Below are 26,650 nucleotides of genomic sequence, written 5' to 3' on the forward strand. Positions count from 1 at the left end.
GAGTCGAGATCACGCAGGCGATGTTTCACGTGAAACAGGCGCCAGGATTAACTCCGCCCTATTTCCCGATACAGAATTGCGAGAACACACGATCCAGAATGTCCTCGACATCCACCCGACCGGTCAGACTCTCCAGGGCCCGCACCGCCAAGCGCGCATCCTCACCCGCAAGCTCCGGAGCAAGTGCCAGATTGTCCCGGCAGCGTACCAGCGCTTCAAGCGCCGACTCGACGGCACGCCGGTGACGCACCCGACTGAGTGCGGGCATCTCACGTGTGGAGAGACGATCCCGGACGATACCCTCAATCCGCTCCTCAAGCGCTTCAACGCCCTGACCCGACTTGGCGCTCAGCGGATAGGCTCCGTCCCGATCCGCATTCGGCGAAAGGTCGACCTTGTTCAGAACAAGAAGATCACCGTCGGTGAGGCGCCCACGCAGGTCGGATAACTCTTCCTCCTCCCGCACATCAGCGACACCAATCCGCAAATCAGCATGTTCGGCCCGATCCAGCGCCCGACGGACACCTTCAGCCTCGATCGCATCAACAGCTTCACGCAGCCCCGCCGTATCCGAAATCACAACCGGGAATCCCGCCAGGGTCAGCTGGACCTCCACAATGTCGCGCGTGGTCCCCGGGATATCGGTGACAATCGCGGCCTCACGCCGTGCGAGACAATTCAGGAGACTCGATTTTCCGGCATTGGGCGCTCCGATCAGGGCAATCGAGAACCCCGTCCGAACCCGCTCGCCGCGCCGACCATCATCGAGATGGGCAAACATGGACGAGACCAGCTCACTCAGCGGAGCATGCGCGGAGTGGGATAGCGCATCCGGCACGTCTTCCTCGTCCGGAAAATCAATCTCGCCTTCAATCGACGCCATCGCGGAGATCAAACGATCCCGCCATCCATCATAAAGTTCACGCAGCGATCCTGACATCTGGGCCAGGGCCTGCTTCCGCTGACCTTCGGTCTCCGCCTCGATCAGATCGGCCAGGCCTTCGGCCTCGGTCAGATCGATTTTCTCATTCTCGAAAGCGCGCCGCGTGAACTCGCCCGCCTCAGCCGGATGGGCGCCAGCCTCGTCAAGCGCGTGAAGAACGGCCTCAATAACCGCCGGCCCGCCATGCACGTGAAACTCGACACTGTCCTCGCCGGTAAAGCTCGCTGGGCCCGGGAACCAGATCACCAGACCCCGATCCATCACCGCGCCATCGACCGACCGCAAGGCTCTCAGCGACGCTTTCCGCGGTGACGGGCGCGGGAGACCGGCGAGCGCATCAAGAATTGGCCCGGAACTGCCTCCTGACAGCCGAATAACCGCAACACCCGAACGCCCAGGCGGCGTCGCCAACGCATAAACAGTTGTATTCAATGGACTAACTGCCCTTGCCGGACCCGGGAACACCCCCCGCCTGGCGCATCATGTCCATGAATTGATTGGTCATTTGACCCCCAACGGCGGACCATTGACGCATCAAGACCTCAGGCTCCATGGATTCCAGATTGGCTTCGGTGCGGCGCACAACCTCGTCCACCATGGCTTCATTGATCCGGGTCACATCCGGAAGGCCCAGAAAGCTCCGGGCTTCTTCCGGACTGCACTCGATGTCGATCTTGACCTTCATACCGGCCTCGCTTGAACTGGCTGCAAGAGCACTCAACAGGAGCCTCCCATGGCAGGTCAATATATCCCCATCAAGGGACGTGATGGGGATTTTTCCGCTTACCGCGCCGTGCCCGCATCAGGGACAGGGCCGGGCGTGTTGGTCTTGCAGGAGATATTCGGCGTCAACGCCAATATGCGCCTGATTTGCGACGGTCTTGCCGAAGCCGGTTTTGTCGCCTTGTGCCCGGATCTCTTCTGGCGCATCGAGCCCGGGATCGAACTCGACGATCATATCGATCCGGACCTGAAGCGCGCCTTCGCCCTGTTTACCCGGTTCGATGTCGAGACCGGCATGCGCGACATCGCCGACTCGCTGTCTGCCCTCCGCGCGGATACGGCCTGCACCGGCAAAGCCGGCGCCATGGGATACTGCCTTGGCGGCCTGCTGGCGTATCTGACCGCCTGCAGAACCGATAGTGATGCGAGCGTCGGCTATTATGGCGTCGGCATAGACGCCCGCCTCGACGAGGCCCGTGACCTTGATCGCCCCCTGCTGCTCCACATCGCGGGGAAGGATCAATTCGTGCCGCCTGACGCGCAGGCCAGAATTCACGACGCTCTGGACGCCCATCCTGCAATCAGGCTCGAAGACTACCCGGATGATGACCACGCCTTCGCACGCCCGGGCGGGCTTCATTACAACGAAACCAGTGCCGGTCAGGCCAACGGCCTCACCATTCGCTTCCTTCATGACGCCCTGAACTGAGCCGGCATTGGCGAGCGCCAGGACGGCTCGCGCAATTGTTAGCGTAAAGTCACTTGCCCATTCGAGGCCCGATACGGCACTAAGGTTGTCAACATCCAACCCGGACAAGACCCTTGGCCCTCGTCGACGATCTCCGCGAAGTCCGCATCACCGGCTTCCCGCTTCGCTCACCATTTCTGGTCATCACCACACTCTTCTGGGTGAGTACGGTGTGGTTGTTCGCCACCGCAAGCTGGTTCGATGCCATGCGCGTCCAGTCGGCTGCGCCCTACCACGCCTATCTCCTGGGATGGACGCGGGGCATGCTGCCCTGGCTTTTCCTGTTTCCGATTGTGTTCAAGATTGGTGCCCGCCACAGCAATTCAGATTTCGTCGAGACCGCCAAGTCGGCGGCGATCGCCTGCTTCCTCGGCATGGGCGGCGTCGTGGTCTATGCCGCATTCGCATTTTCAATCGGCACCGAGCTGACGCCACTGCAGACATTGAGCAGTCTGGGTGTGCGGGCCTTCCTCTGGGATATGGTCTTCTTCATCCTGGCCTTCCTTTTCGGTCGGCAGATGCGCCCGGCGATCGATCCACGCCAATTCCATGCGCCCGACCTTGGCACACTGGCCGTCAAATCAAGTGGCAGCGTCGAATATGTGCCGGTCCGCGAGATCCTCGGCGCGACAGCGCAGGGCAATTATATCGCCTTGCATCTGGTCGACCGCGACGTCCTGCACCGGACGACCATGGCCAATCTCGAAGACGCCCTGTCCACGGCCGGCTTTGTCCGAATTCACAGATCGCATCTGGTCAATCCGGCCCGGATAAGCGTCGCGCGCTCCCGCGGCGAGAGCTTCCGGATTGTCGAATTGACGAATGGAATTCAACTGCCCGTATCGGATCGATATCGCTCCGAGGTTCGAGAGCAACTGGACCAGCGGGCGCTCGCCTGACGGCATTCGTCACCGCAACCAGCTCATTCATCACATGCCGCCCGGGACGAGCTTCCGGGATCAATCCGACCCGCCTAAGCAGGACGAACGGTTTCCGTTGGGCGCCGTTCCGACCGGTGCGAAGTCCGGACGGAATTTGGGCGGTTCATGGACAGGCCCCCTTTCAACCAATCCATGAACCGCTCTTTTTTCATACGTCAGGCAAATCTTCAGTCGGTCGCACTTGCGATCGCCCAGCTCGGCCTGGCCGTGATCCGAGCGAAATAATCCTTCACCGCTTCCGGCGCGTCATCGAATTGTTTGATGATCTTCAGCAGGAAGAGCATGTAGCCGACCGAGATGTCAGCAGCGGTAAAACGGTCACCGGCGAGGTAATCCCGATCCTTCAATCCATGCTCAGCCAGCATGATCAGGGCTTTTGTCGTGTCCGCCCGCGCGGATGCCGCAATACCTGGATTCCGCACTTTTTCCGGCAGAAGCATAGTATGGGCCAGCAAGAGCGAGACCGGCATGATCATCCCGCTCTCGCCGAAATGCAGCCATTGCAGGTAGAGGTCATAATCCGTCTCATCCGGCCGGACATCCAGTTCGGTCGGCCCGTAGCGGCCCATAAGGTACTGAAGGATGGCGACGGATTCGAACATGACCCGACCGTTATCCTCGAGCGCCGGGACCTTCCTCAGCGGGTGGATTTCGCCATAGCGCTCATCCCCCGCAGGCCGCTTTGTAAAGGCGACCGTTTCGAGTGAATACGGCAGCCCCATTTCCTCGAGCAACCAGCGGACCCGCACTGAACGGGTCCGAGGCGCGTGATAGAGACGAAGTGGTGATGTATCGACCATGAAATTCTCTCCCCGATGATCGACAAGCCGATCATTCTTCTGATTGATAGCCATTGAAGCCTGACAATTGGCCGCCGACCATCAGGAATTGTCGAATGTCATCCATACAGGTTCAACTGACAGTGACCTCGCAACCCGGATCTTGAAATGCTCAGAACCCTGCCCGCCCTCCTCCTCATTCTTGGCGCCTGCAACCCGCCCGGCCCGACACCGGATACCGAGCTGTCGGCCCAGGCCACAGCCCTGACCTGTTACCGGGAGAGCGGCTTTGCCATGCTGGCGGCGCATCGGGGCGGACCCGCACCTGGCTATCCCGAAAACGCCCTGTCCAGCTTGCAGCGTCTCGCGGACAATGGCGTGCTTTATGCCGAGATCGATGTCCGCCGCACGGCGGACGACGTCTATTTCCTGCTCCATGACGACACGCTCGAGCGCACCACAACGGGTAGCGGCGATCTGGAGGGGCGGGTCTGGTCCGACCTTTCAAGCGAGCGCTTGCTCGACAGCAATGGCGAGCTGACCAACCAGACCATTCCCCGCCTGGAAGCTGTCTTCGCGCTGGCCCGGGAAACAGGCCTGGTTCTCAATCTCGACCTCAAATCCGTCACACCAGCCGAGATCGTCGCGCTGGTCGACGCGAACAATGCCCGCGATCACGTCGCCATTATCGCCTATACTGTCGAGGATGCTGCCGCGATCCATGCATTGGACCCTGGCCTTGTCCTGTCGGTCCCCGACGAGCTGGACGCTTTGAGCGCCTCCGGTGTCAATCTCGATGCCAGCTATATCTGGCTCGGTACCGGCGCCCTGAATCCCGCCCGTGACACCGAGCTGGCGAGCCGCGGGCTGGAAACATCCGTCGGCCTGTTTCGCCGTGAAGACGGAAGCGCAACGCCCTATCTCGAAGCGGCGGAAGCCGGCGTCGAGCTCTTGTCCATCGACAATGTCGACGCCGCAGTCTCGGCATTGGGTGGATCAGATGTATTACAGGCCCGGATCGAGCAATGCCGGATCTAGCCGGTCGCGACGATCCGCACCCATGATAGACACGTAATCAAGGAGACAAGGCGAAACCGATGAGCCAGGCCATCCGCATCCACCAGACTGGTGGTCCCTCCGTCATGCAGCTCGACTCCGTCCGGCCTGAAGAACCCGGCGCCGGTCAGGTTCGGATCCGCCATGAAGCGATCGGGGTGAATTACATCGACACCTATCACCGGTCCGGCCTTTATCCCGTCCCCCTGCCAAGCGGGATCGGGTTGGAAGCCGCCGGCCATGTCGATGCGATTGGCGACGGGGTAACCCAGTTCGCGATTGGCGACCGGGTCGCCTATGGGAACGGCCCGATTGGCGCGTATGCCGAATTCAACACAGTCGCGGCGGGCCGTCTGGCGCGTATTCCTGATGCCGTGTCGCTGGAGCAAGCAGCCGCCATCATGCTGAAAGGCATGACGGCTCGCTATCTCCTCAAGGAAACCTATCCGGTCAAAGCTGGAGACACGGTCCTCTATCATGCTGCTGCAGGCGGGGTGGGTTTGTTGATGTGCCAATGGGCGCGCGATCTGGGAGTCACCCTGATCGGGACCGCCAGCACGTCGGAAAAATGCGCGCTGGCCCTCTCCATGGGCGCAGCCCACATGATCAATTCATCGCAGGAAAACATCGCGATGCGAGTCCGCGAAATAACAGACGGTCAAGGCGTTCCCGTCGTCTATGACGGCGTCGGACGAGACACGTTCGAGATATCGCTCGATTGCCTGCAGCCGCGCGGATTGCTGGCCAGTTTCGGCAATGCGTCCGGCGCCGTGACCGGTGTCGATCTCGGTATTCTGACACAAAAAGGATCGGTCTATGTCACGCGGCCCTCGCTCGCTCACTATGTAGCAAGCGACCGAGCCCTGGCGGCGAATACGGCCGATGTCTTCGACGCCGTGGCACGCGGGGCGGTATCGATACAGATCAATCAGCGCTATGCGCTGAAAGACGCCGTTCAGGCCCATATCGATCTTGAGGGCAGAAAGACGACGGGAGCCAGCATTCTGGCTCCCTGATCGCAATCGTCGCTGTTACGTGTTCATCGAGTCGAAGAACTCGTCATTGGTCTTGGTCTGGCGCAATTTGTCGAGCAGGAACTCGATCGCATCCTGGGCGCCCATCGGGTTGAGGATACGGCGCAGGACGTACATTTTCTGCAACTGACCCTTGTCGACCAGGAGTTCTTCTTTTCGGGTGCCGGACTTGAGAATGTCGATCGCCGGGAAGACGCGCTTGTCAGCCACTTTCCGGTCAAGGACGACTTCCGAGTTACCCGTACCCTTGAACTCTTCGAAAATGACTTCATCCATCCGCGAACCGGTATCGATCAAAGCGGTCGCGATAATGGTCAATGAGCCGCCATGCTCGATATTCCGCGCAGCGCCAAAGAAGCGTTTCGGGCGCTGGAGTGCATTGGCATCGACACCACCGGTCAAAACCTTGCCCGAGGATGGAACCACTGTGTTGTAGGCACGGCCGAGACGGGTGATCGAATCCAGCAGAATGACGACGTCACGGCCATGCTCGACCAGACGCTTGGCCTTTTCGATCACCATTTCAGCCACCTGGACATGGCGCGTTGCCGGCTCGTCAAAGGTGGAGGAGATGACCTCACCCTTCACGGTCCGCTGCATGTCAGTGACTTCTTCCGGCCGTTCATCGATCAACAGCACCATCAAGTAACAATCCGGATGATTGCTCTCGATCGCGTGGGCGATGTTCTGCAGGAGTACGGTCTTGCCGGTCCGCGGCGGTGCCACGATCAGGCCCCGCTGGCCCTTGCCAAGCGGTGAGACAATATCGATCACCCGACCGGAGCGATCCTTCACGGTCGGATCGGCCAGCTCCATGTTGAAGCGGCTTTCGGGATAGAGCGGCGTGAGATTGTCGAAGTGAACCTTGTGGCGCGCGGATTCAGGATCCTGGAAATTGATCGCGGACACTTTCAGCAGGGCGAAATAACGCTCACCGTCCCGCGGACTGCGAATTTCGCCTTCGACCGTGTCACCCGTGCGCAGACCGAATTTCCGGATCTGGGTCGGCGACACGTAGATGTCATCCGGACCCGCGAGGTAATTGGATTCCGGCGAGCGGAGGAAACCGAAACCGTCCTGCAGGACTTCCAGGACGCCGCCGCCATGAATTTCAACATCCCGCTCGGCCAGGGCCTTGAGAATGGCGAACATCATGCCTTGCTTGCGCAGGGAAGACGCATTCTCGATCTCGAGCGCCTCGGCGAACTCCAACAGCTCGGTCGGCTTCTTTTCCTTGAGGCCCTGGAGCGTCATGCGCTCCACACCTTCAAGCAGGGCAGGCACAGGTACGATGGTTTCGTCGGTCATGGTTTTACTATCAGCTCAAACAGAAGCGCTGGGTTCGAAGCGAACCTTGCGCGATCAGGCAGACCGGGTGCCGCCAGAACGGAGGTAACCCGAGAATTGTGGAGCAGACGGGCGCGCTGTGGTTCACGCGTCTCACGTCACGAAGGAGGGATCCTGAAAAAGGAGTCGAGAAACCCTTGCCATGCAGGGTCAGGATCGTCAAGCGCGGCCTGATCCGGACTTTAGCAAACAACGCCTCAGGCCAAAGCGACAACAGCAATCAAAACAATCGCGATCGCGAACACGAACGGGATTTCATTCAGCATGCGATAGCGTGTGTGGGGCCAATCATTGGTGCCCGCCTCGAACCGCTTGAACCGAGCGGAAAACACGTGGTGAAGCCCGGTCATCGCGAAGACCAGGAGAAATTTCGCCACCCAGCCCCACTGCAGGAAAATCGACCATCCACACGCTCGTTCCATATTGGCCCAGACCAGGGCCAGGCCAAACAGCCAGGCGACAATCATGGCCGGGTTCATGATGACCTTCAAAAGACGCCGTTCCTGGAGTTTGAGCGTCTTGTCCAGTTCGCCCCCCGGTATGGCCTCGCAATGATAGACATAAAGCCGTGGCAGATAGAGCAGACCGGCCATCCAGGCGATTACCGCGAGGATATGGAAGGCGCGCAACCAGTCATAAGCGGCAATCAGCATGGCGAACGAGGTCCTGGCCCGAAGTGATCAGATCAGGCTGCAGACTTGCACGGACAAGCTGAACAGTCAGCCGGACAAATCCGCTCTCCGACCTCGGATCGCAGCCCGGCCGGGCCATTCAAGGCCTGCCCGACCATGCTGGCCAGGCCTTCAATAAAGACCGGGTCATTCCCCAGGGCGGGAACGCGAACATAGGTTTCGATCCCCAGTTCTTCCGCGATTTCCGCATATTCTTCATCCAGCTCCACCAGCGTTTCGATGTGCTCGGATACGAAGGCGATCGGCGTCAGAAGAATGGATTTACCGTCCTTGGCAGCTTTCTCGATCGCATCCTCGGTAGACGGACCAATCCACTCCAGCGGACCTACCCGGCTCTGATAACAAATCTGGTGGTCCGGAAAGTCCGGCAATTGCTTCATGACCGCAGCCACGGTCTGCTCGACCTGCCACTGATAGGGATCGCCGGCATCAATGATTTTCTTGGGCAGGCCATGGGCCGAAAAGAGCAGGCGCGCATCCTTGGGTCGACCTGATTTCTCCCAGGTTTTGCGGATCAGCGCCGCGTGCGCATCCACAAAGGCGGCCTCGGTCGGATAACAGCACAAGGCTCGGGTTTCCGGCCCACCCGCCTTGCGCCAGGCCCCCAGTGACGAGCCCGTCGTTGTGGTCGAGAAATGTGGATAGAGCGGCAGGAGCACCGTCTCATCCGGCTGCCAGGCTTTCACTTCATCAGCCACATCCTCGGTGAACGGATGCCAGTAGCGCATCGCCGGCCAGACACGCACATCAAAGTCGGGCCATTGCGGTGCCAGGCTATCGGCAAGGGCATTGGCTTGACGGATGGTTGCCGGCAATAGCGGAGAGCCGCCGCCCATCTTGGCATAATTCGCCTGGGCTTCCTTGGTCCGTACCGTCGAAATGAACAGGGCCAGCGCTTCGCGGATCAGGCCGGGAGCCTGGATAATCGCTGGATCCCGAAACAGATTACGCAAGAAGGGGCGCACCGATTCCGGTCCGTCCGGTCCGCCGAGATTGAAAAGGACAACAGCCAGTTTCTTGCGCGCTTCACTCACCCTTGGCTCCTTCAGCTCAGGCAGATCAGGCGCGGTTGCGGATCCGCGCCAGTAATTGTTCGACATGGGCAACCGGCACATCCGGTGTGATTCCATGGCCGAGATTGAAGATATGGGGCCGACCTTCCCAACTATCCAGCAAGCGATCGACCTCGCTGTTCAAAGCGGCACCGCCGGCGCGCAATGCGGCCGGATCAAGATGACCCTGGACCGGCATCCCCTGGGGAAGAACGGACTGGATCCAGGCCGGGTCAACACCTGTATCGACCGCTATCGCCGTCACTCCGGTTTCCCGGGCATAGCGGGGATAGAGCGTCCCGGCGCCGCGCGGAAAGCCGATGATTGGAACGTCTACTCCCGCGGCGCGGACAGCATCGATGATACGCCGCGTCGGTCGAATGATAACGCGCTCGAAAAGAGGTTCAGGCAGACCTTCTGCCCAGCTGTCGAAAAGTTTGAGGACTTCGGCCCCGCAACGCGCCTGCATGATCAGGTATTCCGCAGTCACGTCGGCAATCCGGTCCATCATGCCATCAAAGGCCTCGGGATGCTCCCAGGCAGCGACGCGTGTCTTGAAACGGTCCTTCGATCCGCCCCCCTCGACCATATAGGTCGCAACGGTCCAGGGGGATCCCGCAAAGCCGATCATCGTCGTCTGGTCAGGGAGCTGTGGCACAACCTGTTTGAGCGTCTCACCGATGGGTGAGAGCACGGCCTCGGTCTGATTGAGTGTGAGTTGTTCGAAATCGAGCACGTTGAAGGGTTCAAGCTTCGGGCCTTCACCGGTCACGAACCAGACTTTCCGACCCAGCGCGATCGGTACCAGCAGGATGTCGGCAAACAGGATCGCTGCGTCGAAACCGAACCGGCGGATAGGCTGCAGAGTCACTTCTGCTGCCAGATCCGGAGAGAAACAGAAATCGATGAAGTTCTTCGCCCGGGAGCGAACTTCCCGATATTCAGCGAGATACCGGCCAGCCTGGCGCATGAGCCAGACAGGTGGTGGGCTGACGGTTTCACCAGCGAGAACGCGAAGGAGTGGTTTTTCAATCATGTCATTCATCCGCCCTGCTTAGGCATCTCTTCTCACCGGATCAATCTGTCGCCTTCATCTCTCTAAAAAGAATATATTGATTGTAGAAGATTGTTGGGGCGTGGAAGACGTGGATGAATGCGGTTCTACCCGCTTTTTCGGGTATCCGGCACGTGATTTATCCATTCACAAGCTTGCAGGAAGCTGGATTGGTATAATTGAAATCAGTGATACCTTCCAACAAGATGAGAGTTGTGGCGGATGTGGAATGACAGTGGAAAAACGATCCTGACCCGTCGATCTCATCTCGGATCATCCACAGCCATTTCCACGGTCGCGGAGACTGTGGACAGGGCTGTGGGTTGTTCATGGTAAGACCGGGTACTACTCACAGCTTGTCGGTGCCGATTGCGGCGCTGGGGAAAACAGCCCAACTTATTAACAATTGGTAAACGCGAACCCGGTGACCGGCCTCATGCCCCCCCTGAACTCTCCTTTCGACACCTGTTTCCATATTCACATGGTTTCCGACTCCACAGGCGAAACGCTGATGGAGGTCATGCGGGCCTCGGTTGCCCAGTTCGAAGGAACGAGCCCGCTTGAACATCTTTACGCCTTGGTTCGTTCGTCCAGGCAGCTCGATCGGGTTCTCGACGAGGTCGCGGCTTATCCCGGGGTCGTCATGTACACGATCGTCAATGCTGATCTGCGACGTGAACTGGAAACCCGTTGTGTCGAGCTCGGTGTACCGGCGATCGCGATTCTGGACCCCATGCTGGCGACATTGAGCTCTTATCTGGGACGCCCAGTCGCCAGCCGTGCCGGTGCCCAGCGCTCCCTGGATGCTGACTATTATCGCCGGATTGATGCGCTGAATTACGCGATGGCTCATGATGATGGCCAGGGTGATGATTTTGAGGGAGCCGATATCGTGCTTCTGGGTGTCAGCCGCACGTCAAAGACGCCGACCAGCGTCTATCTCGCCCATCGCGGTTATCGCGCAGCCAACATACCTCTGGTCAAGGGAGTGCCCCTGCCGACTGAAATCTTCAATCTGCGCAATCCGCTGGTTGTTGGTCTGTCCGCCTCGCCAGAGCGGATCGTCCAGATCCGTCGCAATCGCCTGCTCAGCCTGAATGAGGACCGTGACACCAATTACATTGATGACTTCGCTGTTCGGGAAGAGATCCTCTACGCCAAGCGTCTGTATGCAAAACACAAATTGCCGACGATTGATGTCACGCGCCGATCGATCGAGGAAACGGCTGCGAAGATCATCAACCTCCTTATGGAAAAGCGGAACATGACGGCATGACCCGCTTTATTCTCGCCTCCGGCAGCCAGATCCGCGCCGATATACTCTCCCAGGCCCATATCCCCTTTTCCGTTATCAAGTCGGATGTGGATGAGAGTGTGATCAAGGCCGACCGATCCGACCTGTCACCGCGCGATATGGCGCTTTGCCTGGCGGAGGCGAAGGCCGGGCCGGTTTCGCAAGCCCACCCCGATGGTCTGGTGCTGGGCGCCGACCAGACCATGGAGCTCGATGGTGAGCTCCTGGACAAGCTTCCTGATGCAGCTCTGGCGCCGGATCGTTTGCGTCGCATGCGGGGTCGACCTCATTGTCTCCACTCGGGCCTTGCATTGCTGCGCGATGGCAAGCCTGTCTGGACGCACCAGCAGACATCAACCATCCATGTTCGTGATTTTTCAGATGAATTCCTGACGCATTATTTGGCCGAAGCAGGCGATGCCCTGACCAAGAGCGTGGGCGCCTATGCTTATGAAGGCCTCGGTGCGCAATTGTTTGAACGCGTCGAGGGTGATTATTACGCCATTCTTGGTTTGCCGCTTCTGCCACTGGCACAGGTGCTGCGTGATGAAGGGGTGTTGGCGCGATGACCACTACCGGCGCTGCCAGGCTTGCTGGTGTAACCGGTGATCCGGTCAGCCATTCCCTTTCCCCCATCCTGATGGGGCTCTGGATCGACGCTGCCGGCCTGGATGCGCAATACGTCCCCTTTCCAATCGCGCCGGAGAATTTCGACCGCGCCGTATCGGGTCTCGCAAGCGCCGGCTGTGTTGGGCTGAATGTGACCTTGCCGCACAAGGAAGCGGCTCTGGATCTGGCTGATAGTGCAGCTGCGGCAGCGCGCGCGGTCGGCGCCGCGAACCTCCTGACAATGACGGACGGAAAAATCCATGCGGACAACACGGATATCGCCGGTTTTCTTTACGCCTTGGAACCCGCAAATATCAATTATAACAAAGCCAGGGTTCTGGTTATAGGCGCTGGTGGAGCCGCCCGTGCTCTCGTCTATGCACTCCTGACAGTTGGGGTCTCCGACCTGGCCCTGTGCAATCGCAATCTACCGCGGGCCGAAGGATTGGCGCGCGACCTGGCGCCTGGCGCCAGTCTCGTCCCCTGGGAGGCGCGTGATGATGTGCTCTCTGATCGCACCTTGATCATCAACGCGACATCGCTTGGCCTCAGGGGGCGCAATGACTTGTCTCTCGACTGGGACCGGGTCAGCCCGGGTAGCGTTGTCTTTGACAGTGTCTATACGCCCTTGAACACAGGCTTTTTGACCGGCGCGGCGGCGCGCGGTCTGACCGCGATTGACGGATTGGACATGCTGATTGGCCAGGCGCGGCCGAGTTTTCAGGCCTTCTATGGCCAGCCGGTGCCGGAATTGCCGGATCTGCGCGGACAACTCGTCCGGCATCTGGAGCAGTCGTAATGCTGCGTGTCGGGCTCACCGGTTCCATTGGCATGGGCAAATCCGCCACTGCGCAATTGCTGCGAGAGGCTGGTATTCCGGTCTTTGATTCCGATGCTGCTGTTCATGCGCTGTATGCGCCCGGCGGCGCAGCTGTCGAACCGGTCGGGCGGGCCTTTCCGGGGGTTGTCATCGATGGCGCCATTGATCGCGGGCGGCTGTCCGAGGCCCTGAAAATGGATCCGGACGGGTTCGAGCTTCTCGAGGAGATCGTGCACCCGCTTGTCAGCGCGGCGCGGGAGGCCTTTATCGCCGATGAAACGGCCTCGGGGCATGACATATTGGTGTTTGACGTGCCCCTCCTGTTTGAAACCGGCGGCGAGAAGCGGGTCGATGCGGTGATTGTGGTACATGCACCTGACGAGGTGAGGCGCGCCCGCGTGATGCAGCGACCGGGCATGACCGAGGCCAAGCTGGACGCCATAATCGCGCGGCAGCTGGACGATTCGATCAAGCTGGAACGGGCGGATCATCGCGTTGAGACGTCGGGCGGAATTCCCGATGCGAAGCGACAAGTAGATGAAATCGTTAAGGCACTGAAAGCCCGAGCGGCAGAAACCAATTCTTGATGGCAGCAAACTCAGGCGGGGCGGCCGGAATGCGCGAAATTGTCTTCGATACCGAAACCACAGGGCTTGATCCCAATACGGGTGATCGCATTACCGAATTGGGCGCGGTCGAGGTTATCGACTACATCCCTACCGGGAAGACCTTCCACGCCTATGTGAACCCGCAGCGGTCCGTACCCAAGGAAGTGGTCGACATTACCGGACTGACCACGGAATTCCTGTCCGACAAGCCGTTGTTTGATGAGGTCGGGCCGGATTTTGTGGCCTTCGTCGGTGACGCAACCCTGGTTGCCCACAATGCGCCGTTTGACCGCGGATTCATCAATATGGAATTGGCGCGCCTGGGGATGGATATCTACGCCGATGACCGGTTCAAGGACACGGCCCGGATCGCCCGGGCGAAATTCCCCGGTTCCTACGTCTCGCTGGACGCGCTCTGCAAGCGTTTCGATATCTCGCTCGACACGCGTGACAAGCACGGAGCGCTGATCGACTCCCTGCTTCTGGCGGAAGTCTATCTCGAGCTCATGGGGGGGCGAACGCGGGCGCTGGATCTCAGCGGCAAGGGCTCGGCAACCAGCAATGCGGTCGAATTTCCCGCCCGGTCGCCGCGTCCGGTTGCGTTGAACCGGGGCCAGACAGAGTCAGAGCGCGCCGCCCATGACGCCTTTGTAGACGAGATGGGCGATAACGCGCTCTGGAAGAAACTCTCGTTTCAATAGGACTGTGCGGATAAATAGGACTGTGCGGATCGGCCAGTCCTAGTTTGCGGCGGCCGGATCGCCATTGCCATTGCTATTGCCTTCCGAACCCGGAACTGCGGCAGCCCGCTTGGCCAGCTGGGCGCGGTACAGGCCAGCAAAATCAACCGGATCCAGCATGAGCGGCGGGAAATTGCCGTCACGCGTGGTGTCGCCGAGCACGCGGCGCGCAAACGGGAAGATCAGGCGCGGGCATTCGATCAGCAGGAAGGGCTCGCGCTCGGCATCCTGGACATTGGCAAGCTGGAAGAGGCCGGCATAGGCGAGCTCGGCGATGAAGACCACGGTCTCCTCGCGGCTTGCCTTGGCATTCACGGTCAGAACAACCTCATAGGTGTCTTCGCCAACCGCGCGAGCCTGGACATCAATTCCCAGATCAATCGCCGGGGTTGCCTGGCCAGGACGCAGGGTGTCGGGAGCGCCCGGATTTTCGAAGGAGAGATCCTTCACGTATTGCGCAAGGACGCGCAGTTGCGGCTGTTGGGCGGCCGCGTCGTCGGCGGGCATGTTGGGTGCGTCGGTCATGGAACTCCCCGGATGGGTCTGTAAACGGCTGGCCGTGGGCGGCCGGGTCAATGAGAGCGCGCCCGTTAGCATGGCCACAGTCCAGCGGCAAGCTGGCAAGACCACAGCGAAGAGGCTGACGACCGGGCAAATAGGGCCTATATCAGGGGAAGGAACGAGGCTTTGGCGCGTGGCGCCCGGGCTTGTCAGCGCAGCAAAGGTGTAGCGGGCCGTATGGATATCTGGACACTTCTCAGCGGTGTGGTCGCGATCTTCTTCGCTTACCGCCTTTATACGGTCCTGGGGCGCCGGGAAGGTCACATGGAGGCTCCGACGCCTCCGGAGGAAGTGGCAAAGACCGGCGATGCAGGCCGCACGCCGGGACTACGTCCGGCCTTTGAAGGGCCGGCCGCCGCAGGCCTGGAAGCAATCGCAGCGGCTGACACGCGCTTTGACCCGAACGCCTTCGTTGAGGGCGCTCGCAGCGCTTATACAATGATCGTCGAGGCCTTTTCCGCGGGTGATCGCAAGACCCTCGAACCGCTCCTGGCCGCCAAGGTTCTCGACCGATACACCACTGCGATCGACCAGCGGGCGGATCGTGGCGAGACGGTACGGACCGAAATCGAGCGCATTCGTTCTGCCGAAATCACCGAGGCCGGTCTCGATAATGAGACTGCGCGCATCAAGGTGCGCTTCGTGGCCGAGATTGCCACGGAAACCCGGGATGCCGATGCGGTCGTCATTGCGGGTGATCTGGGCCATCTCTCGACCGTCACCGAAGACTGGATGTTCGAACGCCGTACCGATACCGGCAATCCCAATTGGGTACTGACCCGTGTTGCGGCGGTTTGATCGGCTCGCCCTGATCGGTGTCGTCTTGCTGGCAGCCTGCCAGCCCACGACACCGGAACCCGAGCCCGAACACGACGTACCGGTCGTTGAGCGCCCGGAAACCCTTGATTTTCAACCTGTCCTCTGGACCGATTTGAGCGGTTGGGACGATGAGGATCTGGCGCCTGCCCTGCAGGCCTTCCGACGCAGTTGTCAGCGGCTCGACCGCCGCGCCGACGCGGACGCGCTCAACCCGCGGGTGGAATGGGCCGGACGGGTCGAGGATTGGCGCGGAGCCTGTGCTGCCGCCGCCATGACTCGTGAGGGGTCGGACGCTGCCCGAGCCAGCCTGGAAGCTGTCTTTACGCCGGTGCGCCTGCTCGCCCGCGAGGCGGAGACCGGCGAAACCCGCGAGACCGGCCTTATGACCGGCTATTACGAGCCCTTTGTCGAAGTGCGCCGCGCACGCCAACCCGGCTTTACCCAGCCGCTTCGTCGTCGCCCGGATGATCTGGTGACCGTGGACCTGGGCCGGTTCGATGACAGCCTGTCCGGTCGCCGGATTGTCGGTGAAGTCCGCAATGGCCAGCTTGTTGAGTACAAGGACCGCACCACGATCGAGACAAGCAATGCCGGCGAGGTCTTCGCCTGGGGGCGGCCGATTGATGTTTTCTTTCTGCAGATCCAGGGCTCGGGCCGCCTCGTCTTCGCCGACGGACATGAAGAACGCGCGGCGTTCGCGGCCCATAACGGGCTCCCCTACCGTTCCATCGGACGCGAGCTGATCAATCGAGGCGAGCTGGAAGCCCATGCCGCGTCCAAGCAGGGCATTGAAGCCTGGCTGAACGAGAATGGTCCTGACGCCACGGCCGAATTGTTCGGCGTCAATCCGCGCTATGTTTTCTTTCAGAGCGAGAATCTGGATGACCCGACGCTGGGGCCACGCGGCTCGGCTGGTGTGCCGTTGACGCCGATGGCGTCAATCGCGGTGGATACCGGCGTCATGGCGCATGGTGTTCCAGTCTGGCTTTCGGCCGACTTGCCCGAACTGGAAGGGTGGCACGGTCTCGTCGTGTCGCAGGATTCCGGCGGTGCCATCAACGGGCCGCTGCGCGGAGACTTCTTCTGGGGCTGGGGAGAAACGGCTGAGCGTCGGGCAGGCACAACCCGGGCCCAGGCCGGCTGGGTCGTGCTCCTGCCGCATACGGTCGTCGCGCGCCTTTTCGCCGACACCGAGCCGGCCTGATCCATGTCGCGCAAACGCACTATGCGCCCGGAAGAGCGCGCCTTGTGGACGCGCGTCGCCAAGTCTGTGAAACCCCTGTCAGACGACCGCATGACAGCGCTGGAAGCGCCAGAACCCAAGCCGCCCGCAGCGCCCGAGAAAAACAAGATGGACACGGCGGCCCGTGCCTATGAAACCGGCTTGCGCCTGCCGCCCACGCCGCGCGCACCGGCGGCCTATGACCCACCCGTGCCGCATGACCGCTCGGGCGAGAAGCGGGTACGCCGCGGCCGGGTAGATATTGATGGACGGATCGACCTGCACGGCCTGACCCAGGACCAGGCTCTGCGCTCCTTGCGTCACTTCCTTCAAATGGCTTTCGCCAGCGGCTATCGCACGGTTCTGATCATCACCGGCAAGGGTTTCAAGTCGCGCGAGCGCGATGTTGCGCCGTGGGAACAGGTCGAGGAGCCCGGCGTGTTGCGTCGCAAGTTACCGGAATGGCTTGGACTTTCCGAATTTAGTCAGTATGTGTCAGGGTTCGCGAAATCCCATGCCCGTCATGGCGGGAGCGGCGCCTTTTATGTCACGCTCAGGACGCGCAACCGCGACTGACCCCGGCTCGTCAAAGTATGAATTTCGACAGGTCGGCATTCTTTGCGAGTGTGCCGACATGCTCGGCGACATAGTCGGCATCGATCGTGATGGCCTCACCGGAGCGATCAGACGCGGAAAAGGATATGTCCTCGACCAGTTTTTCCATGACGGTCTGAAGTCGCCGGGCGCCTATATTCTCCACGCTGGCATTGACCTCGGCTGCCAGGCCGGCAAGCGCGTCGATCGCGTCATCGGTGAACTCCAAAGTCACGCCTTCCGTGCCCATCAGGGCCACATATTGTTTGATCAGGCTGGCTTCCGGCTCAATCAGAATGCGCTTGAGATCGGCTTCGGTCAGCGCGGAAAGCTCAACCCGGATCGGCAGACGCCCCTGCAATTCCGGCAGCATGTCCGACGGCTTGGCGACGTGAAAGGCGCCGGACGCAATGAAGAGGATATGATCCGTCTTGATCGCGCCATGCTTGGTCGTGACCGTTGTCCCCTCGATCAGCGGCAGCAGGTCGCGCTGCACGCCTTCCCGGGACACATCGCCGCCGCGGGCATCGGCGCGCGCCGCGATCTTGTCGACCTCATCGAGAAAGACGATGCCATCATTCTCTGCCAGCTTGATGGCATCGGCAGTGATCTGGCCATCATCGAGCAGTTTGTCGGCCTCCTGATTGATGAGGGGCTCATAGGCATCCTTGACCTTCAAGCGCACGGCCTTGGTTTTCTGGCCGAAGCCCTTGCCCAGGATATCCCCCAGATTGATCACGCCGGCACCGCCCGACGGCATGCCTGGAATATCCATCATCTGCATGGGAGAGGCATTGTCGGCCAACTGGATCTCGACTTCCTTGTCGTCCAGATCGCCGGCCAGCAGGCGTTTACGGAAGCTTTCGCGGGTGGCTTCGCTGGCGCCGGGCCCGACCAGCGCATCGACAACCCGGTTTTCGGCTGCGGCATGCGCTTTCGCTTTCACGTCTTCACGCTTCTTCTCGCGCACGATGGAGATGGCGATTTCCACAAGGTCGCGGGCGATCTGGTCGACATCGCGACCGACATAACCGACTTCGGTGAATTTGGTGGCCTCAACCTTGATGAAGGGGGCGCCGGCCAGCTTGGCCAAGCGGCGTGAAATCTCGGTCTTGCCGACACCGGTCGGCCCGATCATCAGGATGTTTTTCGGCGTGACTTCCTCCGCCAGCGTCTCGTCCAGCTGTCGCCGGCGCCAGCGATTGCGCAGGGCGATGGCAACCGCCTTCTTGGCATCGCCCTGTCCGACGATGAAGCGGTCGAGTTCGGAGACTATTTCGCGAGGAGAAAAATCGGTCATTATTGTCTTTGCGTTGCTTGCGCGGTCCCCTGATGTAATCAGGGGCGATAGGCAAAACCAGTCCTGAAAGGCATAAACCGATGACCCGACCGCGATTTCACCTGGCCTTCCCCGTCAATGACCTGGCCGCGGCCCGGCATTTCTACGGGGAGCTTCTGGGCTGTCGTGAAGGTCGGTCGAGTGCGAGTTGGGTCGATTTCGATCTGCATGAACACCAGATAGTGGCTCATTTGGCCCCGGAAGACTGCAAGGCGGCGGCAGTTGGTGCAGTCGATGGCAAACAGGTCCCTGTTCGTCATTTCGGGCTTTTGCTCGATTGGGCCGACTGGGAAGTCCTCGCCGCCCGCCTCAAGGCTGCCGGTCAGGATTTCATCATTGACCCCTATGTCCGGTTCGAAGGCGAGCCTGGCGAGCAGGGCACTTTCTTTGTTCGTGACCCTTCCGGCAACGCGCTGGAATTCAAGACATTTCGGGACGAAGCCCAGGTTTTTGCGAGTTAGCTGGCGACGGGCGAGCCGCAGCTCTCCCGCGTGTGAGCTATGGCATGTGCGGTCGATCCGCTTCGGCGTAGCCGGAGCCGGCCCCGTTCAGGTCTAAGGCGATGTCATCATTATGGTTGTTGTCGGGAAAAGCCTTGCTCGTTCCACTCGGCACCAAGCGGACCAGAGCCATTTTCGCAGATCCAGGCCGGATCATGGGTTTCGGGGCGTTTCGGGATGCAATTCGGGCGATGGCGCGCTAGGCTGAACCTGTTCCGGAGACCGATTGTCGGCCTCGACAGGAGATGGGCCCGCATGACGCCGAGCGTTCAAAGCCAAACGCCCTATGTCCGATGGCTGGCGCGCATATAAATTTTGTTATTGCTCGCCCAATCGGCGTATGTGACCGGCTGGGCCTTTGTGGACATCATGGTGCGCCTCGGGGTCTGGCCTCGCAGCACCGAAGGCTGGGACGCCTACGGTTTCTTCGCGTCGCTCTCTTTCTGGCAGGAAGCCGCCTTCTTCAGCTCGACCCTATTGGCGCTGGTCAGTGTCTGGCTGCACTGGCGCCGCAGTTTCTGGGTCCTGCCCGTCTATTTCCTGTCCTACCTCTTATACCGGCTCGACAGCTTCCTGCTCACGCTCAACAGCCTGTTCAATGGCATTGCCGGTGTCGAAACATTCGCTCCCATGCTGATCCTGCAACTGGCACTCCTGCTGGCGCTTATCCTGCTTTGGGGCGAAGGCTATTTCGATCAGGACCGGTTCCGCTTCTGGCGCAAAGGCCCGCCTGCTGATCGCTGATCTCTGCGACCCTCGGATTACCCGTGGAGACGCTGGCCCGGTCGCTGACGACACCGTCATTGCGTCCAATGCTTACCGGCCCGCTGACGCCGTGAAACGGGCCATGTCCGGCACCCAATCAAGCATCACCTGACCGGTTTCCACATTCAGGAAATTGTGGTCCGCCTGCTCAACGAGAATGTACTGATAGGGCTGTCCTGCCGAAGCGAGGGTTTCAATTATCTCGATATCAAGCCTCGACGGGTTGCTGTCATCGCGCTCGCCCAGAACCCAGAGCATCGGAATTGACGCCTGTGCCAGGTCGCAAGCCGGATCATATCCGACCGCCCCGGCCTGGTTCGGTGTCATTTCAAGCGCGGCATCGATCGACAGGCCCGTATCGGTCAAGGCGTCGAACGTATCGGAGATCGAAACCGAGCTCGCACCGCCAACCAGGCTGACGGCAAAGTCAATCGAGTCCGAGCGCGCCGCTGCCGCGGCATTGATCCATCCACCCATGCTCGAACCGACAATTCCGATCCGGTCATAGCCCAATTCATCGAGATGGTCGGTGATCGCGACCAGGTCTGCGCCGAGGGCGGGAATCAGCCAAGCGCTATTGGACGTATTGGGGACAGTCGAACGCCCGGATGAGCCGCCAAAGCCTCGGCGATCATAAATGGCGACAGCGGTTGTTTCATTCAGGAAGAGACCGATCGCCGCAGAGGTGTCGGTGCGCACGCCAACCCCGGATCCGCCGGAGATGACGAGGACGGTTTCCGGGTCAGAACCTGGCAATTGGTGCACTTCGCCGGCTATCCGGCCCTCCGGTGAGGGCGCTTCAAACGGGATGACCGGATTTTCGACCGGCGGCTCGGCTCGCAGGGTCGCAGGCAAGGCGAGACTGGCAAATGTTGCAAGGAAGAGAGGGCGCAGCAGATTAGGCATCGGGGACTCCATGACCGGTTGTGTCCCGCACTCTTGCCGCAAAGCGTGCGCCGAGCGCCTCACTTTGCAAAGTGAGACGCGCGAAACTCGGTTGGAGATTGTCCCGTCACGGATTTGAAGGATCGGTTGAAGGCAGCCTTGCTATTGAATCCGCATGACAGCGCGATGGCCAGAATGGTTTCATCCTGATCGCTGACCAGGCGTCGTTTGGCATCCTCGACCCGCAAAGTATTGAGCCAGGCCTTCACATTGAGTCCGGTTTGCGCGTTGATCACATAGGACAGGTAGTGCGGCTGGAAACCGGTAAGCTCGGCAAGGCGGGACACCGTCAATTGCGGCTCCAGGTGCAGGCGCGAATCCGCCACCGCGTCCCGGATGTCGGCAAAGAGCCGCTCGGTTGTTCCCGTATCCAGCAAGGCCTCGCTGTCCCGGGAGGGCGTCGTTTGATCACGACTGTCGGGGATGAAGGCGAAGGCGCGCCAATTGGTCAGAGCAACCAGCGAGAGACTGTACAGGAAGACGGCGAGCCCGATCGTGGCAAGCAGGTCGGAGGACACGGGTAGTCGGTCGACCAGGTGCTCGGTGGCAAAACTGGCAGCAACCAGAAGGACGAAGGCGAGGAAGCCCAGGATCGACCAGAAAGCGCAGCGGCCAAGTGTGGAGCGGGGCAATTGCCAGAGCACCCAGAGCGTCGCGATCAGATAGCCCAGCAGTCCAACCGCTTTGGACAGGCCAAGCAGGCTTGTTTCGATCGGTATGGAATGGGTGGCGTTCACGAAGGCGATCTTGTCCGCTCCGGAGAGCGCATAGAAAGGCAGGAAGTAGACCAGAGCCAGCGCGGCCGGAAGGGCATGCAAGGCGGACCAGCGCAGTTCGAAGGGCTGGACAAGGGAGCGGGCAAATAACCAGATGCCCGGCCCGATCAGGTATGGCATCCAGGTCGTCGCGCGCAGGATATGGGGAAATTGCCGCCAGCCGCCGCTCTCGACAATCCATTCTTCGATGACAATCGCCATCGCAGCGATCAACGCTGTCAGAAGGGCGGCGAATCCCACCGGATTGCGATTGCGGGCCCGTAACAGCGCCGCCGCGAGGACCAGACCCTGGATCAGTCCAAGCGCTGCGAGAATGTGAAGAATCACAGCGCTCTACCTCGCATTCATGGCTCGATCCGGAGAGCCGGACAACGCATGGCCGGGTTTGCGGGGCCCGGTTTCATGACCTAGCTGATCTCTTCGATCGTCAGATTTTCGTTCGTGTAGACGCAGATCCGGGCGGCAATCGCCATCGCCTTCCGGGCGATGATTTCCGGATCGGCCTCATACTCATAGATGGCACGGGCGGCAGAGAGCGCGAAATTGCCGCCGGATCCGACCGCGACGACACCGTCTTCGGGTTCCAGCACATCCCCGGCCCCGGTCAGCAGATAGGTCGCATCCTTGTCGCCGACGATGAGCATGGCTTCGAGGCGGCGCAGATAGCGATCGGTGCGCCAGTCCTTCGCCAGTTCGACACAGGCGCGGGCGAGTTGTTTGGGATATTGCTCCAGCTTGCCTTCCAGACGCTCGAACAGGGCGAAGGCATCGGCCGTGGCCCCGGCAAAACCGGCAATCACATCGCCCCCGGCAAGACGGCGGACCTTTTTGGCATTGCCCTTCATCACTGTCGGTCCGATCGAGACCTGACCGTCACCCGCGACGACCAGGCGGCCATCCTTGCGCACGGCGATGATCGTGGTGCCGCGCCACAGGCTGGCATCGGCATAGTCGGGGGAAGAAGCGTGCGTCATGGACCGGTCTCCGGATGATGTCGTCACAAGGATGTGGCCGACACGGCGGAGCGGATCAAGGGGTCTTGCTGCCGGATGTCCGACAACACGGTCCGCCTTATTCGTTGACGGCGCGATCGGAATAGCTGTCCGAGGCAAAGGCGACAAAGTCGGTTGCCGGCATCGGGCGGGCGAACAGGAAGCCCTGGGCCAGGGTCGCGCCCTGACTGCGCAGCATCTCGTACTGCTCTGCCGTTTCCACGCCTTCGGCGACGGTTTCCAGTTTCAGGGACTTGGCCATGGCCAGAATGGTCTCGACAACGATGCGGGCATGATGATCGGTGGTCATGTCGCGCACAAAGCTCTGGTCAATCTTGAACACGTCGAACGGCATGCGCGTCAGATAGGCGAGCGAGGAGTGACCGGTTCCGAAATCATCGATGGCGAAATTGACGCCGCGGTCGCGCAATGGCTGAACCTGTTCGATCACGCGCTCGGGGTTTTCCATGGCAATGGATTCGGTCAGTTCCAGTTCGAGCAGGTGCGGCGGAAGATTGGCCGCGGCCAGCGCATCGAGCACAGAGTCCGAGAAACCGTCGCGATCAAACTGCATCGCCGAGACATTCACCGCGACCGGAATTTCAAGACCACGCTCGCGCCAGGCGGCAGCTTCGCGGCAGGCGGCGCGCAGGACCCAGTCACCGATCTCACCAATCAGGCCACATTCCTCGGCGGCTTCGATGAAGGCGCCTGGGGAGAGAAGTCCTGCGGTCGGGTGCTGCCAGCGCACAAGCGCCTCGGCCCCCGCGCAGGCCCCGTCCTTCATGAGGACCTTGGGCTGGTAAAAGACGACCAGCTGGTCCTGGGCGACGGCATCGCGCAGTTCATTTTCCAGCACCAGGCGCTCGAAAGCGGACTGGTTCATGCTCGGTTCGAAGAATTGTGCGGACGATCCACCGGCGCGCTTGGCATGAGCCATGGCGAGGTCGGCATGGCGCATCAGTGTCTCCGGATCGGCCCCGTCCTGCGGGAAGACTGCGACCCCGATCGACACACCGAGAAAGACCTGGTGGCCGGAGATCTCGAAGGGCAGACGGATGGCATCGACCAGCTTGTTGGCGACCCGGGCAGCGTCGGCGCTGTCCTGGATATTGGGCAGCAGCGCGGTGAACTCGTCTCCACCGAGGCGGGCCACCATGGACGGGTCCTCGACACTGCCGGCAGCGAGGTCACAGCCACGTGTGACTTCGGAGAGCCGACGTCCGACCATTTCCAGCAGGCGATCGCCTTCGCCGATACCCAGCGAGTCATTGACCCGCTTGAAGCGGTCGAGGTCCAGGAAGAGCACGGCACCCGAGGAGCCGACTTCCAGCGACTTGCGGGCCACGCGCTCGGTTTCCTTGCGGAAGCGTTCGCGGTTCGGCAGCTCGGTGACAAGGTCCACATAGGCGAGGCGATGGATGCGTTTCAGATTGCCGTCGAGGCGGGCGAACATGCGATTGAACGCATTCGCCAGAACTTCCAGCTCGTCGCCGGTCTTCACCTTGATGCGCATGTCGAGATTCTTCGACGAGGCGAGGCGGGCGGCATCGGTCAGGGTCTGAACAGGGCGCAGGGCACGACCGACGATCAGCGCCGCCAGCGGCAGGAAAATACCCAGCGCGAACAGGGCAATCAGGGTCTGGCGCTGGATTGCGGCATTGCGTGAAGCCGCGAGCTCGACCAGCGGCTGCTGCATGTAGACGACGCCGACCAGGCGGCGCGACTGGGTATAGACCGGAGCCGAAACCTCAAGAAGACCGTCATGGAGATCATAGCGAAGATCGCCGGCGCCGAGTGACATGACGGCGATGTCGGCCGCGCGAAGCTGACCCTGCTCGCGCTCATCACCATAGGCTTCACCGAGGACTTCACGGCGATTGTTCAGCACGTAGAGCTGGGACGCGCCGATCGAGGTGATCAGTTCTTCGATATAGAGGTCGACATGGGTCGCGTCATTTGTGGAAACAGGAATGGCGAGCCGGCTGGCCGAGGCCTGCAATGTGGCTACCGAACGCTCGATGAGGAGGTTTCGCGTCTCGCGTTGGGCGGACACGCTTTCCAGCGTCATCAGCATGAGTGTTGTCGCAAAGATCAACGCGCCGGTCAGAAGCGTGAACTTCATCACCAGCGAGCGCATGACTCGAGCAACCGCTTTGCGGATGGGTGCCATATTAACCCCTGAACGCGCCCCCGTGAGGTCGCGTAATCGCCACCAAACTCCGGATGAATATCGCTACTCACCCGTTCTCAGTGACAAGCATCTCAGCAACCACTTGAATTGTGGTTAAAGTGCCGGAGTTAAATCGTTAAGTTTTTAGGCAAATGCCCTGAATACCTTTATTCAAAGGTGACCCCGCCGGACTCCGCGAGTGATTTCAACCCCGTTTCGGGTCTTGCGCCATAGTGCGAGATGATTTCCGCGGCACAGATCGCCCCCATTCGACCCGCTTCGGTGAGGGGCCGGTCCTGGGCCAGACCGAGCAGGAAGCCAGCAGCAAAGAGATCGCCGGCGCCGGTGGTGTCGACCAGTTTGGAGACCGGTACTGCCGCGACCGTGACCATCTCTGCGCCGCGGGCAATGACGGCGCCCTTCTCCGAGCGTGTGACGGCCACCACGGCCACGTCCTCGCGGGCCTGGGCCATGGCCGTGTCGAAATCCTCGGTCTCGTAGAGCGCCTTGATCTCTGCCTCATTGGCCAGAAGGATGTCGATATGATTGGCGACCAAGTGGCGGAATGCTGCCCGGTGACGTTCCACGCAGAACAGGTCGGACAGGGTCAGAGCGGTGCGGCGCTTGTGGGCAGCGGCCATCTCGGCGGCGGCAACATAGCCGCGCTTGGCTTCCTCGCGATCGAAGAGGTAGCCTTCCAGATAGATGATTTCAGAGGCTTGAAGGGCTGCGGCACCGGCCGCGACGTCTTCCTCGGTCACCAGGGCAGCCGCGCCCAGGAAGGTCGACATGGAGCGTGCCGCATCCGCTGTGACATTGATCAGGCAGCGCGCGGTTGCCGGGCCGTTCTTCAGCGGAGGCGTGTCAAAAAATACGCCAACCGTGCGGATATCATGGGTGAAAATCTCGCCCAGCTGATCGTCCGCGACCTTGCCGATATAGGCCGCCTTGCCGCCCAGTGAGGCGATCCCGGCGACGGTATTTGCCGCCGAGCCGCCCGAGGCCTCCTTGCCGGGCTGCATGCGTTCATACAGCGTGCGGGCCCGATCCTCATCGATCAGTGTCATGGCGTCCTTGGCGATGCCCTCGGCGGCCAGGAAGGCGTCGGTGGCGGGCGAGAGAACGTCGACAATGGCATTGCCCACGGCAAGCACGTCAAAACGGGTATCGGACATCGGTAAAATCCATTTCGGCTGGCAAGAACGGCAGGGTTAAACGCAGCGCCCGTCGAGAACAAGGCTTGCCGTCACGAAGCGCTCCGGCTAGCCAGCCTCTCATGACCCGGATCGCCTTTCTCACAGCGAGCTGCATGCTTCGCGACCATCCCGATGCCCGCAAGGACTATTGGGAATATGAGCTTGAAATTGCCGCGCTTCAGCCGGCCTGTGCCCAGCGCGGCATCGATCTCGAGCCGGTGATCTGGGATGCGCCCGATTTTGATCCCGCGCACTTCGACGCGGTCATGATCGGCACGTGCTGGGACTATATGGAAAAACCGGACGCCTTCATGGCAACGCTGGAGCG

Annotated in this window: 28 protein-coding genes and 1 pseudogene; 15 read left to right on the forward strand and 14 right to left on the reverse strand. The window is 60.8% G+C overall.

All coding sequences use genetic code 11. The features are described 5' to 3' along the window. Window positions 1-58 precede the first annotated feature (58 nt). Both mnmE and QZ266_RS03715 read right to left on the reverse strand, forming a co-directional pair. On the reverse strand, window positions 59-1,375 hold the full coding sequence (gene mnmE, locus QZ266_RS03710) for a tRNA uridine-5-carboxymethylaminomethyl(34) synthesis GTPase MnmE (protein ID WP_366523916.1): 1,317 nt from the start codon (window positions 1,373-1,375) through the stop codon (window positions 59-61). Between the two features lie 4 nt (window positions 1,376-1,379). Further along, window positions 1,380-1,664 carry a DUF6489 family protein gene (locus tag QZ266_RS03715; RefSeq protein ID WP_295691759.1) on the reverse strand — a complete coding sequence of 95 codons (285 nt, stop codon included), beginning with the start codon at window positions 1,662-1,664 and terminating at the stop codon, window positions 1,380-1,382. Between the two features lie 12 nt (window positions 1,665-1,676). On the opposite strand from QZ266_RS03715, the gene QZ266_RS03720 reads away from it, so the two are divergent. Together QZ266_RS03720 and QZ266_RS03725 are read left to right on the forward strand one after the other, a co-directional pair. Next, window positions 1,677-2,375: a dienelactone hydrolase family protein gene (locus QZ266_RS03720; protein ID WP_295691761.1), complete on the forward strand. Its 699-nt coding sequence runs from the start codon at window positions 1,677-1,679 to the stop codon at window positions 2,373-2,375. 113 nt (window positions 2,376-2,488) lie between these two features. Beyond that, window positions 2,489-3,313 carry a LytTR family DNA-binding domain-containing protein gene (locus QZ266_RS03725; RefSeq protein WP_295691763.1) on the forward strand — a complete coding sequence of 275 codons (825 nt, stop codon included), beginning with the start codon at window positions 2,489-2,491 and terminating at the stop codon, window positions 3,311-3,313. Window positions 3,314-3,522: 209 nt separating this feature from the next. On the opposite strand, the gene QZ266_RS03730 is transcribed toward QZ266_RS03725, so the two are convergent. Continuing rightward, complete coding sequence (locus tag QZ266_RS03730) at window positions 3,523-4,209, reverse strand: glutathione S-transferase family protein (RefSeq protein WP_295691765.1); 687 nt, start codon at window positions 4,207-4,209, stop codon at window positions 3,523-3,525. 93 nt (window positions 4,210-4,302) lie between these two features. Here QZ266_RS03730 and QZ266_RS03735 point away from each other — a divergent pair, with 93 nt between their 5' ends. Together QZ266_RS03735 and QZ266_RS03740 are read left to right on the forward strand one after the other, a co-directional pair. After that, a complete protein-coding gene (locus QZ266_RS03735; protein ID WP_295691767.1) occupies window positions 4,303-5,172 on the forward strand; it encodes a glycerophosphodiester phosphodiesterase family protein in 870 nt (289 codons plus the stop codon). Window positions 5,173-5,231: 59 nt separating this feature from the next. Continuing rightward, window positions 5,232-6,206 (forward strand): quinone oxidoreductase, encoded by a 975-nt coding sequence (locus QZ266_RS03740; protein WP_295691768.1) that lies wholly within the window; start codon window positions 5,232-5,234, stop codon window positions 6,204-6,206. Window positions 6,207-6,221: 15 nt separating this feature from the next. On the opposite strand, the gene rho is transcribed toward QZ266_RS03740, so the two are convergent. The 4 genes from rho to hemE all read right to left on the reverse strand — a co-directional run bounded on the left by rho (window position 6,222) and on the right by hemE (window position 10,360). After that, complete coding sequence (gene rho / locus QZ266_RS03745) at window positions 6,222-7,532, reverse strand: transcription termination factor Rho (RefSeq protein ID WP_366523915.1); 1,311 nt, start codon at window positions 7,530-7,532, stop codon at window positions 6,222-6,224. 236 nt (window positions 7,533-7,768) lie between these two features. Further along, the gene (locus QZ266_RS03750) at window positions 7,769-8,224 is read right to left on the reverse strand and encodes a CopD family protein (protein ID WP_295691770.1); all 456 of its coding nucleotides are present in this window, start codon (window positions 8,222-8,224) and stop codon (window positions 7,769-7,771) included. Between the two features lie 32 nt (window positions 8,225-8,256). Then, entirely contained in the window at window positions 8,257-9,297 is a 1,041-nt protein-coding gene (gene hemH / locus QZ266_RS03755) for a ferrochelatase (protein WP_295691772.1), read from the reverse strand. A 25-nt stretch (window positions 9,298-9,322) separates the two neighbouring features. After that, complete coding sequence (gene hemE, locus QZ266_RS03760; RefSeq protein WP_295691774.1) at window positions 9,323-10,360, reverse strand: uroporphyrinogen decarboxylase; 1,038 nt, start codon at window positions 10,358-10,360, stop codon at window positions 9,323-9,325. Between the two features lie 445 nt (window positions 10,361-10,805). On the opposite strand from hemE, the gene QZ266_RS03765 reads away from it, so the two are divergent. From QZ266_RS03765 to dnaQ, 5 genes are read left to right on the forward strand one after another with little or no spacing between them, the layout of a single operon-like run. Then, window positions 10,806-11,645 carry a pyruvate, water dikinase regulatory protein gene (locus QZ266_RS03765; protein WP_295691776.1) on the forward strand — a complete coding sequence of 280 codons (840 nt, stop codon included), beginning with the start codon at window positions 10,806-10,808 and terminating at the stop codon, window positions 11,643-11,645. Next, window positions 11,642-12,232 (forward strand): nucleoside triphosphate pyrophosphatase, encoded by a 591-nt coding sequence (locus tag QZ266_RS03770; RefSeq protein ID WP_295691777.1) that lies wholly within the window; start codon window positions 11,642-11,644, stop codon window positions 12,230-12,232. The genes QZ266_RS03765 and QZ266_RS03770 overlap by 4 nt, the downstream gene beginning before the upstream one ends. Further along, entirely contained in the window at window positions 12,229-13,071 is an 843-nt protein-coding gene (gene aroE / locus QZ266_RS03775; protein ID WP_295691778.1) for a shikimate dehydrogenase, read from the forward strand. Before QZ266_RS03770 ends, aroE begins: the two co-directional genes overlap by 4 nt. Beyond that, the gene (coaE, locus tag QZ266_RS03780) at window positions 13,071-13,679 is read left to right on the forward strand and encodes a dephospho-CoA kinase (RefSeq protein WP_295691780.1); all 609 of its coding nucleotides are present in this window, start codon (window positions 13,071-13,073) and stop codon (window positions 13,677-13,679) included. The genes aroE and coaE overlap by 1 nt, the downstream gene beginning before the upstream one ends. Window positions 13,680-13,708: 29 nt before the next feature. Beyond that, a complete protein-coding gene (dnaQ, locus tag QZ266_RS03785) occupies window positions 13,709-14,401 on the forward strand; it encodes a DNA polymerase III subunit epsilon (RefSeq protein ID WP_295691781.1) in 693 nt (230 codons plus the stop codon). A 39-nt stretch (window positions 14,402-14,440) separates the two neighbouring features. On the opposite strand, the gene secB is transcribed toward dnaQ, so the two are convergent. Beyond that, complete coding sequence (gene secB / locus QZ266_RS03790; protein WP_295691782.1) at window positions 14,441-14,965, reverse strand: protein-export chaperone SecB; 525 nt, start codon at window positions 14,963-14,965, stop codon at window positions 14,441-14,443. A gap of 213 nt (window positions 14,966-15,178) precedes the next feature. Here secB and QZ266_RS03795 point away from each other — a divergent pair, with 213 nt between their 5' ends. From QZ266_RS03795 to QZ266_RS03805, 3 genes are read left to right on the forward strand one after another with little or no spacing between them, the layout of a single operon-like run. After that, on the forward strand, window positions 15,179-15,799 hold the full coding sequence (locus QZ266_RS03795) for a Tim44/TimA family putative adaptor protein (RefSeq protein WP_295691783.1): 621 nt from the start codon (window positions 15,179-15,181) through the stop codon (window positions 15,797-15,799). After that, window positions 15,783-17,024, forward strand: coding sequence for a murein transglycosylase A (locus QZ266_RS03800; RefSeq protein WP_295691785.1), 1,242 nt, complete (start codon window positions 15,783-15,785; stop codon window positions 17,022-17,024). Before QZ266_RS03795 ends, QZ266_RS03800 begins: the two co-directional genes overlap by 17 nt. 3 nt (window positions 17,025-17,027) lie before the next feature. Further along, window positions 17,028-17,618 (forward strand): Smr/MutS family protein, encoded by a 591-nt coding sequence (locus tag QZ266_RS03805; RefSeq protein ID WP_295691788.1) that lies wholly within the window; start codon window positions 17,028-17,030, stop codon window positions 17,616-17,618. Between the two features lie 10 nt (window positions 17,619-17,628). Here the strand turns inward: QZ266_RS03805 and hslU are convergent, their stop codons facing one another. After that, on the reverse strand, window positions 17,629-18,936 hold the full coding sequence (hslU, locus tag QZ266_RS03810; protein ID WP_295691789.1) for an ATP-dependent protease ATPase subunit HslU: 1,308 nt from the start codon (window positions 18,934-18,936) through the stop codon (window positions 17,629-17,631). A gap of 80 nt (window positions 18,937-19,016) precedes the next feature. On the opposite strand from hslU, the gene QZ266_RS03815 reads away from it, so the two are divergent. Both QZ266_RS03815 and QZ266_RS03820 read left to right on the forward strand, forming a co-directional pair. After that, window positions 19,017-19,436, forward strand: a complete 420-nt coding sequence (locus QZ266_RS03815; RefSeq protein ID WP_295691790.1) for a VOC family protein — start codon at window positions 19,017-19,019, stop codon at window positions 19,434-19,436. A gap of 354 nt (window positions 19,437-19,790) precedes the next feature. Next, a complete protein-coding gene (locus QZ266_RS03820) occupies window positions 19,791-20,219 on the forward strand; it encodes a hypothetical protein (RefSeq protein ID WP_295691792.1) in 429 nt (142 codons plus the stop codon). A gap of 72 nt (window positions 20,220-20,291) precedes the next feature. On the opposite strand, the gene QZ266_RS03825 is transcribed toward QZ266_RS03820, so the two are convergent. From QZ266_RS03825 to QZ266_RS03845, 5 genes are all read right to left on the reverse strand, one after another. Beyond that, window positions 20,292-21,146 carry an alpha/beta hydrolase gene (locus QZ266_RS03825; protein ID WP_295691793.1) on the reverse strand — a complete coding sequence of 285 codons (855 nt, stop codon included), beginning with the start codon at window positions 21,144-21,146 and terminating at the stop codon, window positions 20,292-20,294. A 59-nt stretch (window positions 21,147-21,205) separates the two neighbouring features. After that, a complete protein-coding gene (locus QZ266_RS03830; protein WP_295691794.1) occupies window positions 21,206-22,288 on the reverse strand; it encodes an AraC family transcriptional regulator in 1,083 nt (360 codons plus the stop codon). 80 nt (window positions 22,289-22,368) lie between these two features. Continuing rightward, on the reverse strand, window positions 22,369-22,935 hold the full coding sequence (gene hslV / locus QZ266_RS03835; RefSeq protein ID WP_295691795.1) for an ATP-dependent protease subunit HslV: 567 nt from the start codon (window positions 22,933-22,935) through the stop codon (window positions 22,369-22,371). Window positions 22,936-23,032: 97 nt separating this feature from the next. After that, window positions 23,033-25,126: an EAL domain-containing protein gene (locus QZ266_RS03840; protein WP_295691796.1), complete on the reverse strand. Its 2,094-nt coding sequence runs from the start codon at window positions 25,124-25,126 to the stop codon at window positions 23,033-23,035. Between the two features lie 167 nt (window positions 25,127-25,293). Continuing rightward, window positions 25,294-26,301, reverse strand: a complete 1,008-nt coding sequence (locus QZ266_RS03845; protein WP_295691798.1) for an adenosine kinase — start codon at window positions 26,299-26,301, stop codon at window positions 25,294-25,296. A gap of 101 nt (window positions 26,302-26,402) precedes the next feature. Here QZ266_RS03845 and QZ266_RS03850 point away from each other — a divergent pair. Then, window positions 26,403-26,650: pseudogene (locus tag QZ266_RS03850) on the forward strand (hypothetical protein); the annotation flags it as partial.

The sequence above is a fragment of the uncultured Maricaulis sp. genome (genome assembly GCF_905480005.1).
Classification (GTDB): Bacteria; Pseudomonadota; Alphaproteobacteria; order Caulobacterales; family Maricaulaceae; genus Maricaulis.

Bases quoted from the DNA above. Each gene is read 5' to 3' on its own strand.
- QZ266_RS03770 (WP_295691777.1), top strand. From the start codon at position 11,642: ATGACCCGCTTTATTCTCGCCTCCGGCAGCCAGATCCGCGCCGATATA.
- QZ266_RS03805 (WP_295691788.1), top strand. From the start codon at position 17,028: ATGTCGCGCAAACGCACTATGCGCCCGGAAGAGCGCGCCTTGTGGACG.
- coaE (WP_295691780.1), top strand. From the start codon at position 13,071: ATGCTGCGTGTCGGGCTCACCGGTTCCATTGGCATGGGCAAATCCGCC.
- hslU (WP_295691789.1), bottom strand. From the start codon at position 18,936: ATGACCGATTTTTCTCCTCGCGAAATAGTCTCCGAACTCGACCGCTTC.
- QZ266_RS03845 (WP_295691798.1), bottom strand. From the start codon at position 26,301: ATGTCCGATACCCGTTTTGACGTGCTTGCCGTGGGCAATGCCATTGTC.
- QZ266_RS03840 (WP_295691796.1), bottom strand. From the start codon at position 25,126: ATGGCACCCATCCGCAAAGCGGTTGCTCGAGTCATGCGCTCGCTGGTG.
- QZ266_RS03825 (WP_295691793.1), bottom strand. From the start codon at position 21,146: ATGCCTAATCTGCTGCGCCCTCTCTTCCTTGCAACATTTGCCAGTCTC.
- QZ266_RS03815 (WP_295691790.1), top strand. From the start codon at position 19,017: ATGACCCGACCGCGATTTCACCTGGCCTTCCCCGTCAATGACCTGGCC.
- QZ266_RS03730 (WP_295691765.1), bottom strand. From the start codon at position 4,209: ATGGCTATCAATCAGAAGAATGATCGGCTTGTCGATCATCGGGGAGAG.
- QZ266_RS03735 (WP_295691767.1), top strand. From the start codon at position 4,303: ATGCTCAGAACCCTGCCCGCCCTCCTCCTCATTCTTGGCGCCTGCAAC.
- hemE (WP_295691774.1), bottom strand. From the start codon at position 10,360: ATGAATGACATGATTGAAAAACCACTCCTTCGCGTTCTCGCTGGTGAA.
- QZ266_RS03740 (WP_295691768.1), top strand. From the start codon at position 5,232: ATGAGCCAGGCCATCCGCATCCACCAGACTGGTGGTCCCTCCGTCATG.
- QZ266_RS03795 (WP_295691783.1), top strand. From the start codon at position 15,179: ATGGATATCTGGACACTTCTCAGCGGTGTGGTCGCGATCTTCTTCGCT.
- aroE (WP_295691778.1), top strand. From the start codon at position 12,229: ATGACCACTACCGGCGCTGCCAGGCTTGCTGGTGTAACCGGTGATCCG.
- QZ266_RS03765 (WP_295691776.1), top strand. From the start codon at position 10,806: ATGCCCCCCCTGAACTCTCCTTTCGACACCTGTTTCCATATTCACATG.
- dnaQ (WP_295691781.1), top strand. From the start codon at position 13,709: ATGCGCGAAATTGTCTTCGATACCGAAACCACAGGGCTTGATCCCAAT.
- rho (WP_366523915.1), bottom strand. From the start codon at position 7,532: ATGACCGACGAAACCATCGTACCTGTGCCTGCCCTGCTTGAAGGTGTG.
- QZ266_RS03720 (WP_295691761.1), top strand. From the start codon at position 1,677: ATGGCAGGTCAATATATCCCCATCAAGGGACGTGATGGGGATTTTTCC.
- QZ266_RS03750 (WP_295691770.1), bottom strand. From the start codon at position 8,224: ATGCTGATTGCCGCTTATGACTGGTTGCGCGCCTTCCATATCCTCGCG.
- secB (WP_295691782.1), bottom strand. From the start codon at position 14,965: ATGACCGACGCACCCAACATGCCCGCCGACGACGCGGCCGCCCAACAG.
- hslV (WP_295691795.1), bottom strand. From the start codon at position 22,935: ATGACGCACGCTTCTTCCCCCGACTATGCCGATGCCAGCCTGTGGCGC.